At 62.6% G+C, this 17641-nt stretch carries 14 protein-coding genes; 6 read left to right on the forward strand and 8 right to left on the reverse strand.

All coding sequences use genetic code 11. The features are described 5' to 3' along the window. Nucleotides 1-90 precede the first annotated feature (90 nt). From BUB53_RS13215 to BUB53_RS13230, 4 genes are all read right to left on the reverse strand, one after another. The gene (locus BUB53_RS13215; protein WP_073035242.1) at nt 91-1404 is read right to left on the reverse strand and encodes a pyruvate dehydrogenase complex dihydrolipoamide acetyltransferase; all 1314 of its coding nucleotides are present in this window, start codon (nt 1402-1404) and stop codon (nt 91-93) included. A 13-nt stretch (nt 1405-1417) separates the two neighbouring features. Continuing rightward, nucleotides 1418-2800 carry a pyruvate dehydrogenase complex E1 component subunit beta gene (locus BUB53_RS13220; RefSeq protein WP_073035243.1) on the reverse strand — a complete coding sequence of 461 codons (1383 nt, stop codon included), beginning with the start codon at nt 2798-2800 and terminating at the stop codon, nt 1418-1420. Nucleotides 2801-2815: 15 nt separating this feature from the next. Continuing rightward, nucleotides 2816-3826 carry a pyruvate dehydrogenase (acetyl-transferring) E1 component subunit alpha gene (gene pdhA / locus BUB53_RS13225; RefSeq protein WP_073035244.1) on the reverse strand — a complete coding sequence of 337 codons (1011 nt, stop codon included), beginning with the start codon at nt 3824-3826 and terminating at the stop codon, nt 2816-2818. A 142-nt stretch (nt 3827-3968) separates the two neighbouring features. Continuing rightward, nucleotides 3969-4268, reverse strand: a complete 300-nt coding sequence (locus tag BUB53_RS13230) for an FtsB family cell division protein (RefSeq protein WP_073035245.1) — start codon at nt 4266-4268, stop codon at nt 3969-3971. Between the two features lie 139 nt (nt 4269-4407). Here BUB53_RS13230 and BUB53_RS13235 point away from each other — a divergent pair, with 139 nt between their 5' ends. Both BUB53_RS13235 and BUB53_RS22490 read left to right on the forward strand, forming a co-directional pair. Further along, nucleotides 4408-6033 carry an acyl-CoA dehydrogenase family protein gene (locus tag BUB53_RS13235; RefSeq protein ID WP_073035246.1) on the forward strand — a complete coding sequence of 542 codons (1626 nt, stop codon included), beginning with the start codon at nt 4408-4410 and terminating at the stop codon, nt 6031-6033. A 343-nt stretch (nt 6034-6376) separates the two neighbouring features. Next, nucleotides 6377-7057: a hypothetical protein gene (locus BUB53_RS22490; protein WP_143163217.1), complete on the forward strand. Its 681-nt coding sequence runs from the start codon at nt 6377-6379 to the stop codon at nt 7055-7057. A 2-nt stretch (nt 7058-7059) separates the two neighbouring features. Here BUB53_RS22490 and BUB53_RS22495 read toward each other — a convergent pair whose 3' ends face one another. Both BUB53_RS22495 and BUB53_RS13245 read right to left on the reverse strand, forming a co-directional pair. After that, entirely contained in the window at nt 7060-7341 is a 282-nt protein-coding gene (locus BUB53_RS22495; RefSeq protein ID WP_073035247.1) for a terminase gpA endonuclease subunit, read from the reverse strand. Between the two features lie 563 nt (nt 7342-7904). Beyond that, nucleotides 7905-9443, reverse strand: a complete 1539-nt coding sequence (locus BUB53_RS13245; RefSeq protein ID WP_073035248.1) for a trimethylamine methyltransferase family protein — start codon at nt 9441-9443, stop codon at nt 7905-7907. A 423-nt stretch (nt 9444-9866) separates the two neighbouring features. On the opposite strand from BUB53_RS13245, the gene cysS reads away from it, so the two are divergent. The 3 genes from cysS (at nt 9867) to BUB53_RS13260 (ending at nt 13772) form a co-directional block, all read left to right on the forward strand. After that, entirely contained in the window at nt 9867-11255 is a 1389-nt protein-coding gene (gene cysS / locus BUB53_RS13250; RefSeq protein ID WP_073035249.1) for a cysteine--tRNA ligase, read from the forward strand. Between the two features lie 99 nt (nt 11256-11354). Beyond that, nucleotides 11355-12986 carry a citramalate synthase gene (gene cimA, locus BUB53_RS13255; protein WP_073035250.1) on the forward strand — a complete coding sequence of 544 codons (1632 nt, stop codon included), beginning with the start codon at nt 11355-11357 and terminating at the stop codon, nt 12984-12986. Nucleotides 12987-12995: 9 nt separating this feature from the next. After that, nucleotides 12996-13772, forward strand: coding sequence for a squalene/phytoene synthase family protein (locus tag BUB53_RS13260; protein WP_073035308.1), 777 nt, complete (start codon nt 12996-12998; stop codon nt 13770-13772). A 6-nt stretch (nt 13773-13778) separates the two neighbouring features. On the opposite strand, the gene BUB53_RS13265 is transcribed toward BUB53_RS13260, so the two are convergent. Then, nucleotides 13779-15386 (reverse strand): peptide chain release factor 3, encoded by a 1608-nt coding sequence (locus tag BUB53_RS13265; RefSeq protein WP_073035251.1) that lies wholly within the window; start codon nt 15384-15386, stop codon nt 13779-13781. A 63-nt stretch (nt 15387-15449) separates the two neighbouring features. Further along, the gene (locus BUB53_RS13270; protein ID WP_073035252.1) at nt 15450-16463 is read right to left on the reverse strand and encodes a Hint domain-containing protein; all 1014 of its coding nucleotides are present in this window, start codon (nt 16461-16463) and stop codon (nt 15450-15452) included. A gap of 151 nt (nt 16464-16614) precedes the next feature. On the opposite strand from BUB53_RS13270, the gene BUB53_RS13275 reads away from it, so the two are divergent. After that, the gene (locus BUB53_RS13275; protein WP_073035253.1) at nt 16615-17394 is read left to right on the forward strand and encodes an SDR family oxidoreductase; all 780 of its coding nucleotides are present in this window, start codon (nt 16615-16617) and stop codon (nt 17392-17394) included. Nucleotides 17395-17641: the final 247 nt, after the last annotated feature.

Genomic DNA, 17641 nt, shown 5'->3' on the forward strand with positions numbered 1-17641 from the left:
CACAGGCGCAAATTCGCCTCGCGTGATACATTAAAAACCCCCGGCAACCATTTGATTGCCGGGGGTTTATTTGTTTCAGCGCAAAACCGTTCAGGCCAACATCACCATCGGATTTTCGAGGTTCCCGACGATCTGTTGCAGCAATTCGGCGCCAAGTGCGCCGTCGATCACCCGGTGATCCACGCTCAGCGTGACCGACATGACCGTCGCCACCGCCAGTTCGCCATCCTCCCCGACAACCGGCTTCTTGACGCCCGCGCCCACGGCCAGAATGGCCCCGTGCGGCGGGTTGATGACCGCGTCGAAATTGTCGATCCCGAACATGCCGAGGTTGGAAATGGCGAAACTGCCGCCCTGGTATTCCTCGGGGGCAAGCTTGCGATCACGGGCGCGCGCCGCAAGGTCCTTCATCTCCGCCGACAGGGCCGAAAGCGATTTCATGTCGGCGTCTTTCAGCACCGGCGTGAACAGCCCGCCCTCGATTGCCACGGCCACCGCCACGTCCGAGGGTTTGAGTTGCAACACCTTGTCGCCCGCCCAGACGGCATTGGCCGCGGGCACCGCCTGCAAGGCCAGCGCGCAGGCCTTGATGATGAAATCGTTGACCGACAATTTCACGCCGCGCCCTTCAAGTTGCTTGTTCAGCTGGCTGCGGAACTTCAGCAGCGCGTCCAGCCTGATATCCCGGCGCAGGTAGAAATGCGGCACGGTCTGCTTGGCTTCGGTCAGGCGCGCGGCGATGGTCTTGCGCATCCCGTCCAGCTTGATTTCCTCGTATTCGCGGCCCTGATACATCGCGGCGACGGCATCGCCCGACGGCCCGGAGGGCGCCGCAGCGGCCTGCGGCGCGGCGGCAGGTGCCGCGGATTCGGATTTGGCCGGGGCGGCGCTTGCGCCTTCCACATCGGCCTTGACGATCCGGCCATGCGGCCCCGAGCCCTTGATCCCGCTCAGGTCCAGCCCCTTGTCGGCGGCGATCCGGCGGGCCAGCGGCGAGGCGAAGATGCGCTCGCCCCCCGCATCCGTGGGCGCAGCGGGCGCGGCGCTGCCCGATGCTTCGCCACCGGCCTGTTCAGCCGGGGCAGGGGCGCTGTCGTCACTGTCGGGTTTGGCCGCAGGGGCGGGGGCATCGCCCACATCGCCGATATCCTCCGCGCTTTCGCCCTCTTCCAGCAGAACGGCAATCGGCGTGTTCACCTTCACGCCCTCGGTGCCCTCGGCAATCAGGATCTTGCCGATGGTGCCTTCGTCCACCGCTTCGAACTCCATCGTCGCCTTGTCGGTTTCGATCTCGGCCAGCAGGTCGCCGGAACTGACGGTATCGCCTTCCTTGACCAGCCATTTGGCCAGCGTGCCCTCTTCCATCGTGGGGGACAGGGCGGGCATGAGAATTTCAGTTGGCATCGTCCATGTCTCCTTAGCGATAGGTTACCTGACGCACCGCGTCCAGCACTTCGGCGGTCGAGGTCAGCGCCAGTTTTTCAAGGTTGGCGGCATAGGGCATCGGCACGTCCTTGCCCGTGCAGTTGATCACCGGCGCATCCAGATAATCGAACGCGCGCTCCATCAGCACCGCCGAGATATGGTTCCCGATCGAGGCCACCGGCCAGCCCTCTTCGACGGTGACGCAGCGGTTGGTTTTCATCACCGATGCGATCACCGTGTCATGATCCATCGGGCGCAGCGTGCGCAGGTCGATCACTTCGGCGTCGATCCCGTCTTCGGCCAGCTTTTCGGCGGCCTCCAGGGCATAGGTCATGCCGATCCCGAAGCTGACGATGGTCACGTCGCTGCCTTCGCGCGCGATGCGCGCCTTGCCGAAGGGAATGGTGAAATCGTCCATCACCGGCACGTCGAAGGACTTGCCGTAGAGGATCTCGTTTTCAAGGAAGACCACCGGGTTGGGATCGCGGATCGCGCTTTTCAGCAGGCCCTTGGCATCGGCGGCGGAATAGGGCTGAACCACTTTCAGCCCCGGCACCTGCGCATACCACGCGGCGTAATCCTGACTGTGCTGCGCGCCGACGCGGGCGGCAGCGCCGTTCGGGCCACGGAACACGATGGGGCTGCCCATCTGCCCGCCCGACATATACAGCGTCTTGGCCGCCGAGTTGATGATCTGGTCGATCGCCTGCATGGCGAAGTTCCATGTCATGAACTCGACAATCGGGCGCAGCCCGCCCCATGACGCGCCCACGCCGATCCCGGCAAAGCCGTGTTCGGTGATCGGCGTGTCGATCACGCGTTTCGATCCGAATTCGTCCAGCAGCCCCTGGGTGATCTTGTAGGCGCCTTCGTATTCGGCCACCTCCTCGCCCATGATGAACACCGTGGCGTCGGCGCGCATCTCTTCGGCGATGGCGGCATTGATCGCCTCGCGCACGGTCTGCTTTTTGGTTTCCGTTCCCTCGGGCCAGTCGGGGCTGAGGTCCGGCCTGGGCGCTTCGGGCGCCTTGGCCTGCGCGGGGGCCGGGGCGGAGTCCTCGCTTGCACCGCTATCATCGCTGGCCTGCGGGGCAGGGGCGGCGGCGGATGTGTCTATATCGTCGGCGCTTTCGCCTTCCTCCAGCAGCACGGCGATGGGGGTGTTCACCTTCACGCCCTCGGTGCCTTCCGCGATCAGGATCTTGCCGATGGTGCCTTCGTCCACGGCCTCGAACTCCATCGTGGCCTTGTCGGTTTCGATCTCGGCGATGATGTCGCCGCTCGACACTTCGTCGCCTTCCTTGACCAGCCATTTGGCCAGCGTGCCTGCTTCCATGGTGGGCGAGAGGGCGGGCATCAGGATTTCGGTTGCCATTGTCGTCTCTCCTCCTCAGGCGTTCTGGGGCGCCACATCGGCATAAATGTCGGTCCACAGCTCGGCCGCATCCGGCTCGGGGCTGTCTTTCGAGAACTCGGCCGCGTCGTTCACGATGGCCTTGATCTCCTTGTCGATCGCCTTGAGGTCGTCCTCGGTGGCATGCTTGCCCGACAGCAGCAATTCGCGCACATGCTCGATGGCGTCCTTTTCCTCGCGCATCTTCTGCACTTCCTCGCGGGTGCGGTACTTGGCCGGGTCCGACATCGAATGCCCGCGATAGCGATAGGTCTTGATTTCGAGGATATACGGCCCCTTGCCCGCGCGGCAGTGCGCCACGGCCTTGTCGCCCGCGTCCTTGACGGCCAGAACGTCCATGCCGTCCACCGCCTCGCCGGGGATGCCGAAGGCCTCGCCACGGGTGTAGATATCGGGTGTCGAGGTCGAGCGTTTCTGCGCCGTGCCCATGGCGTACTGGTTGTTCTCGATCACGAACACCACCGGCAGGCTCCACAGGGCGGCCATGTTGAAGGTCTCGTAGACCTGCCCCTGGTTGGCCGCGCCATCGCCGAAATAAGTAAAGGTCACGCGGTCGTTCTCAAGGTATTTGTCGGCAAAGGCCAGCCCCGCGCCAAGCGGCACGTTCGCCCCCACGATCCCGTGCCCGCCATAGAAATCCTTCTCGGTCGAGAACATGTGCATCGAGCCGCCCTTGCCGCGCGACAGCCCGCCCTCGCGGCCCGTCAGTTCGGCCATGACGCCCTTGGGGTCCATTCCGCAGGCCAGCATGTGCCCGTGGTCGCGATAGGTGGTGATCCGCTTGTCGCCCTCCTCGGCGGCGGCCTCCAGCCCCACGACGACGGCCTCCTGACCGATGTAAAGATGGCAGAACCCGCCGATCAGGCCCATCCCGTAAAGCTGACCGGCCTTTTCCTCGAATCGACGGATCAACAACATGTCCCGATAGTAGGCTTTCAGCTCCTCCGCCGAAACATTTGGTTTCTTTGCGCTTTTCCGGGTGCTCATGGGTCGCCCGCTCCTCTGCTGCAAAATAGTTTAGCGTTAAACTAATTCATACAGCAAAACCGCTTTTCATGCGAGAGTCAATTTGGGCGGCGCGGCCGGTCGCGGCGCGCGTTTGCGGACAATACGCATGAATACCGAAGGTTCAGCGGATGACGATCTCGTCGGCGCGCAGCAGGCCCAGAACGTCGCGCGCCTGCTGGTCCAGCAGGTCGAGGTCGAGGTACTCGTCCGACAGCCGCCGCGTCAGGTTTTCCATCCGCGCGACCTGACCCTCCAGCGCGTCCAGTTGCCCCTGCAAGGCGCGGCTCTCGGCCTCGATCTCGGCACGGCGGAACAGCCCATAATCCCCCTGCACCGCGGCAAAGGTGAAATACGCCCCAAGGCCGAAGGCCACGGCGAAAAAGATCAAAACACCCAAAGCGGGCCGTGTGCGGCGTGTCATGGTGATTACTGCTCTGCCTCTTGGTGCCGCCTCTTGCGGGCGGTCTCATGCCACTTTGCCACAGGTGATTCGCTTTGTGAATCCCCTTTTCACGATTGCCGCATTGCGCGATACCTTTCCCGTCAGAGGAGAGTCCGCCATGCCACACCTGTCACCCCGCAGCGATCTTGCCACGCACGAGGTCACCAACCAGCCCGCGCCGCGCGGCGATTTGGACCTCTGGGCGAACGACCCCGCGCTGCGCGACCACGCGCAGGCCGGCGGCGCGCAGGCCGATCACCTGGCCAGCTACGGCGCGCGGATCGGCACCGCCGACATGCAGGCCGCCGGGCGCGACGCCAACCGCCACCCGCCCGAGCTGCTGCTGTTCGACGCGGGCGGGCGGCGTCTGGACGAGGTGCGCTTTCACCCGGCCTATCACCAGCTCATGCAAACCGGCATCGGCGCGGGCTATGCCGCCCTGCCGTGGGAGGGCGCGCCGGGTGGCCACGCCACCCATGCCGCGATGGTCTACCTGACCAGCCAGATCGAACCGGGCGTGTGCTGCCCGATGACGATGACTTACGCCGCCGTCCCGGCGCTCAGGGCCGACAAGGCGCTGCTGACGTACTGGGTGCCCAAGCTGACGGCGCGCACCTATGACGGCGCGCCGCTGCCGCTGGCGCGCAAACCCGGCGCAACGCTCGGCATGGCGATGACCGAAAAACAGGGCGGCTCGGACGTGCGCGCCAACGCCACCACCGCCACGCCCGAGGGCGGGATGTACCGCCTGAACGGGCATAAATGGTTCTGCTCGGCGCCGATGTCGGACGGGTTCCTGACCCTGGCGCAGGCCCCCGGCGGGCTGACCTGTTTCCTCGTGCCCCGCTGGCTGGAGGATGGGCGCAACGCCATCCAGATCCAGCGGCTCAAGGACAAGCTGGGCAACCGCGCCAATGCCTCGGCCGAGATCGAATACGTGAACACGTTCGCGCATCGCCTTGGCGACGAGGGGCAGGGCGTCCAGACCATCATCGAAATGGTGCATCACACCCGGCTCGACACCGCGATGGCCCCGGCGGGGCTGATGCGCGCCGCGCTCGATCATGCCCACTATTGGGCCCGCCACCGCACCGCGTTTCAGAAACAGCTGATCGACCAGCCCCTGATGCGCTCGGTCCTGGCCGATCTGGCGCTCGACTGGGAGGGGGCGCTGGCCCTTGGCCTGCATGTGGCGGCGTTTTTCGACAAGCCGGGCGACGAGGCCCGCGCCTTTGCCCGCCTCTCCGTGGCGCTGGCCAAGTTCATGGGCAACAAGCTCTGCCCCAATGTGGTGTACGAGGCGATGGAGGCGATGGGCGGCATGGGCTATGTCGAAGACACGCCCCTGCCGCTGCTCTATCGCGAGGCGCCGCTCAACTCCATCTGGGAGGGCTCGGGCAACGTGATCTGCCTCGACATCCTGCGCACCCTGCGGCGCGAGCCGCTGGCGGGCGAGGTGCTGAGCGCCGAACTGGGCGCGGCGGCGGGCAGCTACCGCCGTTACGACGCCGCCCTGCGCGACCATATGGGCCGCTTTCCGCGTTTGCCCGACGAGGCACAGGCCCGCTGGTACGCCGAAAGCCTCGCCACGCTCCTGACCGCCTCGGTCCTGATCCGCCACGCCCCGCCCGCCGTCGCCGAAGGCTTCATCGCCGCCCGCCTCGCCGGAGGCCGTGGCCGGATCAGCGGCGCCATCGAAGGCGTGGACAGCGCGGCGATCCTTGGCCGGTTGGGTGAGGGGTAGGGAGAGGGAGGGGGAGCCCGTTCAGCAATGCCGAGGGCGCGCCAATGTCTGCAATAGGTCGGGAGGGGAGTTTGGTAAGCCGCAAACCATGGACCGCTTTCCAGACAAGATCGGCCCATACCGGTCATTCATGCCAAGCGCAGCAGATAGCCGGAGTCAGCCCAAATACGACGTTCGATCGCGATTTAAGTCGATATGGCCCGCGACACGGGCTTTACCGCCATGCTGAACAAAGTGCTGGCGCTGTGGGATGGTCGCGGGGCGCTTCCGGTCTAATCAAGCGTGGAACTAGGGGCGATTCTGTGGTCAGTTATGCGGGATATTTTTGAAGGGACTCACGGCAATGAAAATTTGGAACAGCCTGAGCCTGTGGGCTGGCGTCTTACTCATAATTTCAGTTGTTTCACCATTAAAAGCACAAGAGCGTCCTGTAACGGAGAACTGCTTTGAAGTTGTGACTGCAATGAATTTTGCCCTTCAGGGAATGCCAGATACCGGCGTCATGGGTATTTCATTGAAGAACGGCGGCGAAACAAGACTCATGATCTTCGTCGCCTTGGGGAACGCAGCGGACCAATCAAATCCAGCGAAATGGCGCATTCTTGAACGCCAGAATGAAACTCTCACATATTGTCTTATCGGGGCTGGGGATGGATTGGAAATCTTGCAGAGTCTACATGACATTCCGGGTTTCGGGGAGGAGTTCGGGCTTCCCGGCACCTCAAGACGGCGCTGCAATGACGAGTCAGATGGCGCAATGGGTAGCGTGGCTGTCCGAGCTTGGGCAAACAAAGAGCTTGGCCCAAGTCTAGTTCAACACTTTAGCTCACCTTTTCTAGGTTCATCTTATACGGCATTGATTGCAAATGACCGCGTTCAGGGAGGTTATGCGTGGACTCTCTTAAAGAGCGACGGAAATCGAAACTGTTATTTGTCGCAAGGCGATGACAGTTCTTTTTCGCCAGATTTCGCAATGCGCCCTGAACTGATCCAAGACCCCAATACATTGCCGCCCTTGCAATAACTCTACCTTTCCAGCCACGCGGACTTAACAACGGTCGGGGCCTTTTTCGGCCCGTCTTTCCGCTGAAGATCGCTTTCCCGGCGTTCCATGTCCAGCCCAACCAACTGCCGTGCCGCGTAGGAATAGGCCAAGGTGTCCAACACCTCATTGCGGCGGCTAGAGATGACTTCCCAAACGCGCGCGGGGTGGCCCCGGCTGAACTTCGTGACCAGCCGTTCCGTGTATCTGGTCGAAATAGTCGCCGGACAGGTCTTCCGAAAACAGGATCGTTGCGCTGTGGGCAAGACGCTGGTGCAAGGCCAGCTTCACGCCGTCCACCCCGATCAGGGCCAGCCGGATCGTCCACCCTGTTACAGTTTTTGCAAAGGCAACTCTCTGCGCTTCTCTGCCGTTCGTACAAGGCGCAGCGAAAGTCGGCTCTCCGCCCCACCTTCCGGGCATTCGCGTCGGATTTCATCGCAATCCAATGTCCACTCCGGGCCTGCCATCCGCCATTGCCGAATGCTCTGGCCATGATCGTCCTCGTCCTGCCAACCGGAATACCCAACCTCAGGCGACCGGGCCTATCGACATCGCCCCTGACGCGGCGGTTCGGGTGGCGGGCAAGTCCGCCGGCGAACATGATCGTCACACAGGCGCAGCGCAGGCATCGGGCGTTTCATAACGGTCTCCTCATCTCATGCCCTCATTGCTAACAGGGAAGCGTTGCCAAACCGTAAACCTGCGGCGCGTGGGTGCATTTGCGTCCATGATGGATGCAGATATCCGGCAGAGCCCCGATTTTCGTACAAAACGCGCGTACACTTCGTACGTTTTGTACGATTCAACCCCCTTGCCGATGCGCCGGTCAGGCTGGCAGGTGGATGGTGAAGCGTCGCCGGATTTCGGCATCCAGCCGGGGGTCGAACCGGGCCTCCGACCGCTCTGCCAGAATCGCCTCCTTGCGCTCGGTGGCGCGTTCGATCAGGTCGGGCTTGCCGTTTTCGGCCCATTCCCTGGGGCTCGTGCGGTCGCCGAGCGTGGGGTAGACGTGATCGCGCTGCATCCGCGCCAGCGTCTGATCCGTGCCCAGATAATGCCCCGGCCCGTTCAGGCACACCTCGCGCATCTGGTCCAGCGCAAGGGTCTCGTCATCCACCTCGATCCCACGCACACAGCGCAGCGCCTGCCCGATCAGATCGTCGCCAAGTATCAGGGATTCATGACAAAATCCCAGCAGCGAGGCATGCATCCCCGCCGCTTCATAGACCATGTTGAGCCCCGCCAGACCGGCCATCACGTTGGAGCACATCTGCTCCCATCCGGCCTGCATGTCGGGCAGTTTGGCATCCGCGATCCCCGCCGCCGCCCCGCCGGGCAACCCGTAATACCGATGCATCTGCGCGCAGCCCGCGCTCAGCAATGCCTGTTCGCCCGACCCGCCCGTCATCGCCCCGCTGCGCAGGTCCAGCCCGAAGGGCCACGTGCCGAAAATCGCCGGGTGGCCGGGTTTGACCGCATTGACATAAACCAGCCCCGCCAGACATTCCGCCACCGCCTGCACGATCGCCCCCGCAATCGTAGACGGCGCCGTCGCCCCCGCCATCCCCGCCGACAACAGCAGAACCGGCATGCCGCCTTCGATACAGGCCTCCATCACGTCGCAGGATTCGCTTGCAAACCGCATCGGAGGCACCACGAAGCAATTGGAATTGCTGACAAAAGGACGTTCACGCCATTTGTCTTCGCCCCCCGCGATCAGGTGCAGAAGCTCCAGCGCCGGGGCCACATGTGAGGGCTCGGAAAAGCTGGTTCCAACGTGTTTCGTGGTTCCCGCACAGCAGGCGTAAACCGTGTTCAGCTCCATCTCGAACGCATCCGGGATATCCCGCGCGACCATGGGCCGTTGCAGAAAGTGGATATTGTCCAGCCGGTCGGTGATCCGCGCCGCATCGTGCAGGTCCTGCAAAGTGCTGTCGCGGTAATTTTGCCCATCCACATCCACCATATGCACCGCCGCTCCGGCCGTGCCGAAATGCACCCGAGGGCCTGCAAGGTGCAGGTCATGCCGGGGGTCGCGGGCGAACAGGGTTATCTCTTTGTTTGCATTGGCAATTGTTTCCTCCACCAGCGCGCGGGGAAAGCGCAGGCGACCGTCATCGCCAAGCGTGGCCCCGGCGCGGGTCATTTGGGAGATACCGCTGTCCGGTGCACCGGACAGGCCGATTTGCTCTAACGCATCGAGTGCGGCGCGGTCGATGCGGGTCATGCCGTCTTCGGTCAGCGGGGTATAGGTGCCGCCCGTCAGGCCGGGGCGCACAGGGCGCAGATCGTCGTTCAACGGGGCAGCCCGGCTGGCACGCCGGGCCGCGCGCCCGCCGGTGCGGCGCGAGGTCATGTCGTTCATATTTGAAACCTATTGAAAAGGCAGGAAAAGTCAGGCTTTCAGCAATATTGCATCCGGTCTGGCCTGCCTCGGGCTGCACGTCCTCGCGCCGCACCGATTGTGCGCGTGACCAGTGCGATCTTGCAGCACGGTTTCATGGTCGGGTCCTCCTCCCTGACCGGTTCAGAAAAGCCGATTCTGTCTGTGCTGTCTGTCCTGATCGCGACCGATGTCGCAAACGGATCATGAGGCGGCGCAGGGAGGCCCTTGCGTTTGCCCCTTGCCATTCGCCCGCCCCGCGCGTAGCGTCAGGCCATGACGATCCGCTGCATCATCATCTGCTGCATTACCACCTGAGATATCTCGGGCGGGCCGTCATCTATTCCATATCCAGACGTGACTTGATAAGCCCGCCGCGGGACAACCGCGCCTGCGAGGACAATCATGACGACGATCAAACTCTATAACACCAAGGCCCGCGCCAAGCAGGTGCTGGAACCTTTGGACCCTCAAAACGTGCGGATGTATGTCTGTGGCCCCACGGTGTATGACCGGGCCCATCTGGGCAATGCGCGGCCCGTGATCGTGTTCGACGTGCTCTATCGCCTGCTGCGCCATGTCTACGGCCCCGATCACGTGACCTATGTGCGCAACTTCACCGATGTGGATGACAAGATCAACGCGCGCGCCATTGAAAACGTCGGCAAGGGCGGTGACGTGAATGCCGAGATCGCTCGCATCACGGGCATGACGACGCAGTGGTTTCTGGATGACATGGGCGCGCTTGGCGCGTTGGAACCCGACGCCATGCCCCGTGCCACGCAATATATCGGCCAGATGATCGCGATGATCGAAGGCCTGATTGCCAAAGGCCATGCCTACGAGGCCGAGGGGCATGTTCTGTTTGCGGTCGAAAGTTACAAGGATTACGGGCGTTTATCGGGCCGGTCGGTCGATGACATGATTGCCGGCGCGCGGGTCGAGGTGGCGCCCTATAAACGCAACCCGATGGATTTCGTGCTGTGGAAACCATCGAGCGACGACCTGCCGGGCTGGGACAGCCCATGGGGTCGGGGGCGGCCCGGCTGGCATATCGAATGCTCGGCCATGTCCTATGAATTGCTGGGCGAAAGTTTCGATATCCACGGCGGCGGCAACGATCTGATGTTCCCGCACCACGAAAACGAGATCGCCCAAAGCTGCTGCGCCCATCCCGAAGGCGGTTTCGCGCAGATCTGGATGCATAACGAGATGCTTCAGGTCGAGGGCAGGAAGATGTCCAAGAGCCTTGGCAATTTCTTTACCGTGCATGACCTTCTGGAACAGGGCTATCCGGGGGAGGTGATCCGCTTTGTGTTCCTGTCCACGCATTACCGCAAGCCGATGGACTGGACGGCGGAGAAGGCGCGGGAGGCTGAGGCGACTTTGCGCAAGTGGCGAACCATGACCGATGGGGTGGAGGCCGGAAAGGTCGCGGCGCCCGTATTGCAGGCTTTGAGTGATGATCTGAATACCGCCGGGGCAGTGACGGAACTGCACAAGTTGGCGGCTTCCGGGGATGCCGCAACACTCAAGGCGTCTGCGGAAATCATGGGGCTTCTAAGCGAGGCTCAGGGTGCTTGGGCCGCCGCACCCGAGGTTGATCTCTCGGGGCTGGAAACACTGCTTTCCGAGGCGCGTGAAACCGCCATGCAAACCAAGGATTTCACGGAGGTGGACCGCCTCAAAACTTTGCTGATCGACGCTGGCGTCGAGGTGCGCATGAGCAAGGACGGGGTGGAACTGATCCCCGGTGCGGGGTTTGATCCGGCCAAACTGGAAGGGCTGGAGTGATGTTGAGAACCCGTTCAGCCAGGTTGCGCCGTTGGAAGGAGGGACCAACCCCTCACACTCGCCGGGATATTCGCGAACAGAAGAAAGCAGGGGGGCAAGATGGGTAAGGAGCGTCTTTATCTCTACGACACAACCTTGCGCGACGGGCAGCAGACGCAGGGCGTGTCGTTCTCAGCCCATGAAAAACAGCAGATCGCCAGGACGCTCGATGCCCTTGGTGTGGATTATATCGAGGGCGGCTGGCCCGGTGCGAACCCCACCGACAGCGCGTTTTTCGCCGATGCTCCGCAGACCCGTGCGACAATGACCGCCTTTGGCATGACCAAGCGCGCAGGCCGCTCGGCCGAAAACGACGATGTGCTGGCGGCGGTGATGAATGCCGGAACGGGCGCGGTATGTCTTGTGGGCAAGACCCATGATTTCCATGTCGAAACCGCGCTTGGGATTACTCTGGCCCAAAACATCGAGAACATCGCGCGATCCGTCGCGCATCTGGTCGGGCAGGGGCGCGAGGCGCTGTTTGACGCCGAGCATTTCTTTGACGGCTGGAAGGCCAATCGCGAGTATGCGCTGGAGGCCTTGCTGGCGGCGCATGAGGCCGGGGCGCGCTGGATCGTGTTGTGCGATACCAATGGCGGCACCTTGCCCGACGAGATCGGGCGTATCACCGCCGAGGTGATCGCTGCGGGTATTCCGGGCGAGAGGCTGGGTATTCACTGTCACAATGATACGGAAACCGCGGTGGCCGGATCGTTGGCGGCGGTGCGGGCCGGGGCGCGCCAGATTCAGGGCACTCTGAACGGCTTGGGCGAGCGTTGTGGCAATGCCAACCTGACGGCACTGATCCCGACCTTGTTACTGAAGGAGCCCTATGCCAGCCGGTTCGAGACCGGGGTCACACAGGACGCCTTGCAGGGTCTGACGCAGGCCAGCCGGTTGCTGGACGAAATCCTGAACCGCGTGCCGACCAAGCAGGCCTCATACGTGGGCGCGTCGGCCTTCGCCCACAAAGCCGGGCTGCATGCCAGTGCGATCCTCAAGGACCCGTCGACCTATGAGCATATAGATCCGGGGCTTGTGGGGAATATGCGCATCATCCCGATGTCCAACCAGGCGGGGCAATCGAACCTGCGGCGGCGACTGGCCGAAGCGGGGATCGATGTGCCATCGGGCAATCCGGCGCTGGCCCGTATTCTGGACGAGATCAAGCAACGTGAGGATCGCGGGTATACCTATGACAGCGCGCAGGCCAGTTTCGAATTGCTGGCCCGGCGTGAACTGGGGCAGTTGCCGGATTTCTTCGAGGTCAAGCGCTATAAGGTGACGGTCGAGCGGCGCAAGAACAAGTACGACAGGATGGTTTCGCTGTCCGAGGCCGTGGTCGTGGTCAAGGTCGATGGCGAAAAGAAGCTGTCGGTCAGCGAGTCGATGGATGAGGACGGCAACGATCGTGGCCCGGTGAATGCGCTGGCCAAGGCATTGGCCAAGGATCTGGGGCCGTATCAGCAGGCGATTGACGACATGCGGCTGGTGGATTTCAAGGTGCGCATCACCCAGGGCGGAACCGAGGCCGTGACCCGTGTCATCATCGACAGCGAAGACGGGCAGGGGCGGCGCTGGTCCACGGTGGGGGTTAGCGCCAACATAGTCGATGCCAGTTTCGAGGCGCTGCTGGATGCGATCGTCTGGAAACTTCTGCGGGATTGCGGGCGGAAAGGGGCCGTGGCCTAGGTGGCGCGCGTGGAGTTCGACGCTGATCTGATCGCCTGTGCGCAACTGGTGGAACGTGGCGATCCCGACAGGTTCGCCGCGATCATGGCCGCGCCGCCGTGTGCCCGAGCGGTTCTGTTTCCGATCTATGCTTTCAACATCGAGGTGTCGCGCGCGCCGTGGGTCACGCAGGAAACGATGATCGCCGAAATGCGCCTGCAATGGTGGCGCGATGCGTTGGAGGAAATCCGCAGTGGCGGGCCGGTGCGCCGTCATGAGGTGGTCACGCCTTTGGCGCGGGTTCTGGACGGGCAAGGAGCGGAATTGCTGGATGCGCTGACCGAGGTGCGGCGGTGGGACATCTACCGCGATCCCTTTGGGGATATGGCGCATTTCCGGGATTACCTTGCCAAAACCTCGGGCAATCTGTTGCTCGCGGCTGCGCGGGCCCTGGGGCCTGTGCCGGATGCGGTGGTGCGAGACGCGGGGTATGCGCTTGGGGTGGCCAACTGGCTGCGTGCGGTGCCCGTGTTGGAGCAGGCAGGGCGGGTGCCGCTGATTGAGGGGACGGCGGATGCGGTGCGCGATCTGGCGCAGGAAGGGTTGAACAGCCTTGCGCAGGCCCGTGCGGGTCGCAAGAACATCCCTGCTGCCGCGCGCCCGGCATTCCTGCCGATGTGGCAGGTCGGGCCGATCCTGCGCATGGCTGTGCGTGATCCGGCACGGGTGGCGGACGGCACGTTGGAACTGTCCCCGTTTCGCTGCCGCCTGGGCTTGATGAGGACCGCTATCACCGGTCGCTGGTAGAGGCGGTCAGGCCATCATTTCCTTGGTGGCAGTCAGGGTGATGTCCGGGTAATCCCGTTCGACACGGTCGATATCCCATTGCAGCCGTGTCAGGTACACCACATCACCGTCATGGTCATGGGCGATATGCTGTTTATTGGCCGCGGTGAACGCCTCGACCGCATCTCTCGGCCCGTTGACCCATCGAGCTGAAGTAAATTGCGAGGGCTCGAACCGGACGGGCAGGCCGTATTCCAGTTCGATCCGGCTGCCCAGAACCTCGAACTGCAGTGCGCCCACGACGCCGACGATAAAGCCCGAGCCGAAGGCGGGTTTGAACACCTTGGCGGCGCCTTCTTCGGCGAATTGCATCAGGGCCTTTTCCAGGTGCTTGGCCTTCATCGGGTCGCCCGCCCGGCAGTTTTGCAGCAGTTCCGGGGCGAAGGAGGGGATGCCGCTGACGCGCAGGGCCTCGCCCTCGGTCAGGGTGTCGCCGATGCGCAATTGTCCATGGTTGGGGATGCCGATGATATCGCCGGCCCACGCCTCTTCTGCCAGTTCGCGATCCGACGCCAGAAACAGAACCGGGTTCGAGACTGCCATCGGTTTCTTGGTGCGCACATGGGTCAGTTTCATACCGCGCTTGAAATGCCCCGAGGCCATGCGCACGAACGCCACGCGGTCGCGGTGCTTGGGGTCCATATTGGCCTGCACCTTGAACACAAAGCCGGAAACCTTGGTTTCTTCGGGTGCGATCTGGCGCGGTTCGGCGGATTGCGGCTGCGGTTCGGGGCCATAGGTGCCGATCCCGTCCATCAGTTCCTTGACGCCGAACGAGTTGATTGCGGACCCGAACCAGATCGGGGTCATGTGGCCTTCGAGCACCGCTTGAGGGTCGAGCTTGGGCAGCAATTCGCGGGCCATTTCGACCTCTTCGCGCAACTGTTCGACAAGGTGTTCAGGAACGTGCTCGGCCAGTTTCGGGTCGTCCAGACCGTCGATCTGGATTGACTCGGCAACCTTGTTGCGGTCGGCGCGGTCCATCAGTTCCAGCCGGTCGTTCAGCATGTCGTAGCAGCCGATGAAATCACGGCCCACGCCGATGGGCCAGCTGGCGGGTGTAACGTCGATTGCCAGATTTTCCTGAATTTCGTCTATGATATCAAAGGTATCGCGGCTTTCGCGGTCCATCTTGTTGCAGAAGGTCAGGATCGGCAGGTCGCGCAGGCGGCAGACCTCGAACAGTTTCTGCGTCTGGCTTTCCACGCCCTTGGCCCCATCTATCACCATGATTGCGGCATCGACGGCGGTCAGCGTGCGATAGGTGTCTTCGGAGAAATCCGAGTGGCCAGGCGTGTCCACGAGGTTGAACCGGAATTTGCCGAAATCGAAGGACATGGCCGAGGCCGAGACAGAAATCCCGCGGTCCTTTTCCATCTGCATGAAGTCCGAGCGCGTGCGTCGTGCTTCGCCCTTGGCGCGCACCTGACCGGCCATCTGAATGGCGCCACCGTAAAGCAGGAACTTTTCGGTCAAGGTGGTCTTGCCCGCATCCGGATGCGAGATGATCGCGAAGGTGCGGCGCCGTGCGATTTCAGGCGGCAGATCGGGGCGGTTTTGGGTCAGGTCCAGCATGAGGGCGCATATAGACGGCGCAAGACGGGTGCGCAATACGGGCTGACGGTTTGCACGGTCCGGTTACCGCGTCGAGGCGCGTTTGAGGATGCTGGCGGCGTCGGGGTGATTCAACAGCGCCTTGCTGACTTCAAGATCCTTGTGAGCGCGCTCTCCGTGGACCGACAGAAGGTCGGATAGGGCATCGCTCAGGTCTTGCGGCAGGGCCGCGCGGGTGCGGGTGTCGACCAGCAGGGTCTCGGCAGCAATGCCTTCGGCATAGATGATCTGATGGTGATCGAACAAAAGTTGGAAATAGTCGATGAAGCCGCCATCCTGCTGCACCACCGTGTCGCCATTCACCAGATAGCGCGCCCGCACCAAAAGTTCGTGCCGACCCGCGCCAAGCGCATCTGAACGCTGGTAGATGAACAGCCGGTGATCCGGGCTGACCAGCAGGTCGTTTTCGTTGTGCAGCGCGCCCGCTTTGATCCGGATGGGGGCAAATTCGCCCACGGCGCGAACGGTGGACTGGCCGATCCAGCGGACCTGTTGAGGGCCATCGTCGCGGGTCAGCACCATGTCGCCAATGTTCAGATCCTCGATCCGGCGCTGCGCACCCGAGGCCATCGTGATATGCGTTCCGCGCGAGAACGAGACACAGGCCACCTCGGCGAATTTCTGATGGGCGTTGTCGCGGTCGATCCCGACAAGGGCATAGCCCATGCGAGGCACCAGTTCAGCCATGGGCAGGATATAGACCTCGGACACATTCCCATGATCGTCGACCTCGACGAGGGTCAGCACCTCGGAGGTTTGGCCGGTGCCCGACATGACGGTCAGACAGGCATCCAGATGCAATGTCGCGCCAGGCCGCCCAAGCGAGGTATCCGGCGCCACGCAGAATCCGCCTGCTTCGTCGGCCAACACCGACAGGCGGTGCTGATGTGCGGCTTTGCGAAGTTCATAGGTGTCGTCGAGATCCAGCTCGGCGGCGAAGGAAACCGGATCGCCCAGATTGGCACCGCTCACCACGGTAAAATCGGCGGCCCGAAAGACGGGAATCGACTGGGTTGGTTTGGGGACTGTCTGGGTCATTGGTGTATCACTGAGTGCACGTCGTCTACGGTGGCGTATGCGATGCCGTAACCTATATTTCTGGCGGGTGCGGGTCAATCAATCGGTCTTTTGCTGGTATCCCCCTGAAGGCGGGTGATATCGTGGCGCAACCATATAAGGGAGCTATCACATGGATCTGGGAATAAAAGGTAAAAGCGCGCTGGTTTGTGCATCGTCCAAGGGGCTTGGGCTGGGGTGTGCGCGGGCATTGGCCGGGGCCGGTGTCGATCTGGTGATGAATGCCCGCGGGGCCGAGGCGCTGGAGTCGGCGGCGCAGGCAATCCGGGACGAGTTCGGCGTCAAAGTGACGACGGTGGCATGCGATGTGACCACCGAAGACGGACAGGCGGAATTGCTGAAAGCCGCCGGTGAGGTGGATATCCTGGTCAACAATGCGGGCGGGCCGCCGCCGGGCATGTGGACGGATTGGAACCGCGACGATTTCATAAAGGCGCTCGATGCCAACATGCTGGCGCCGATAGCCCTGATCAAGGCGTTGGTACCGGGGATGATGGAACGGGGCTGGGGCCGGGTGGTCAATATCACCTCGCAGTCAGTCAAGGCGCCGATCCCGGTATTGGGCCTGTCGAACTCGGCCCGGGCGGGGCTGACCGGTTATGTTGCAGGCACGTCGCGGCAGGTGGCGGGGAAAGGCGTAACCATCAACAATCTTTTGCCGGGGATTCATGCCACCGACCGCGCGGACTCGCTGGATCAGGGGGTCGCCGAGAAAGAGGGAATTTCCGTGGATGAGGCCAAGACGAGGCGCTGTGCAACGATCCCTGCGGGCCGTTACGGCACCAAGGAGGAATTCGGCGCGACCTGCGCCTTCCTTTGCAGTCAATTCGCCGGGTTCATCGTGGGGCAGAACATCCTGTTGGATGGCGGCGGAGTGAACGCGACGCTTTGAGCGATAATGCCGGATCAGCAATGACGGGTGAAGAGTTTCCTGATGGCATTGGAAGGATGACGATGGAGGATATACCATCAGGAAACTCTTCACCGTGTCAGGGGTTTTCGTCTGAGAGGTGCAGATCTATATGCAGTCAGCTTGATCGCCCGGTTGTGGTCGTATTGCCCGAAGCGACCGATCGCTCAAGATGCGCAAGGACCCGGATTCTCATTTCTGCCGCTTGAATCGCAAATATATCGGTTCC

Source organism: Roseovarius pacificus (assembly GCF_900142665.1).
Taxonomy (GTDB): domain Bacteria; phylum Pseudomonadota; class Alphaproteobacteria; order Rhodobacterales; family Rhodobacteraceae; genus Roseovarius; species Roseovarius pacificus.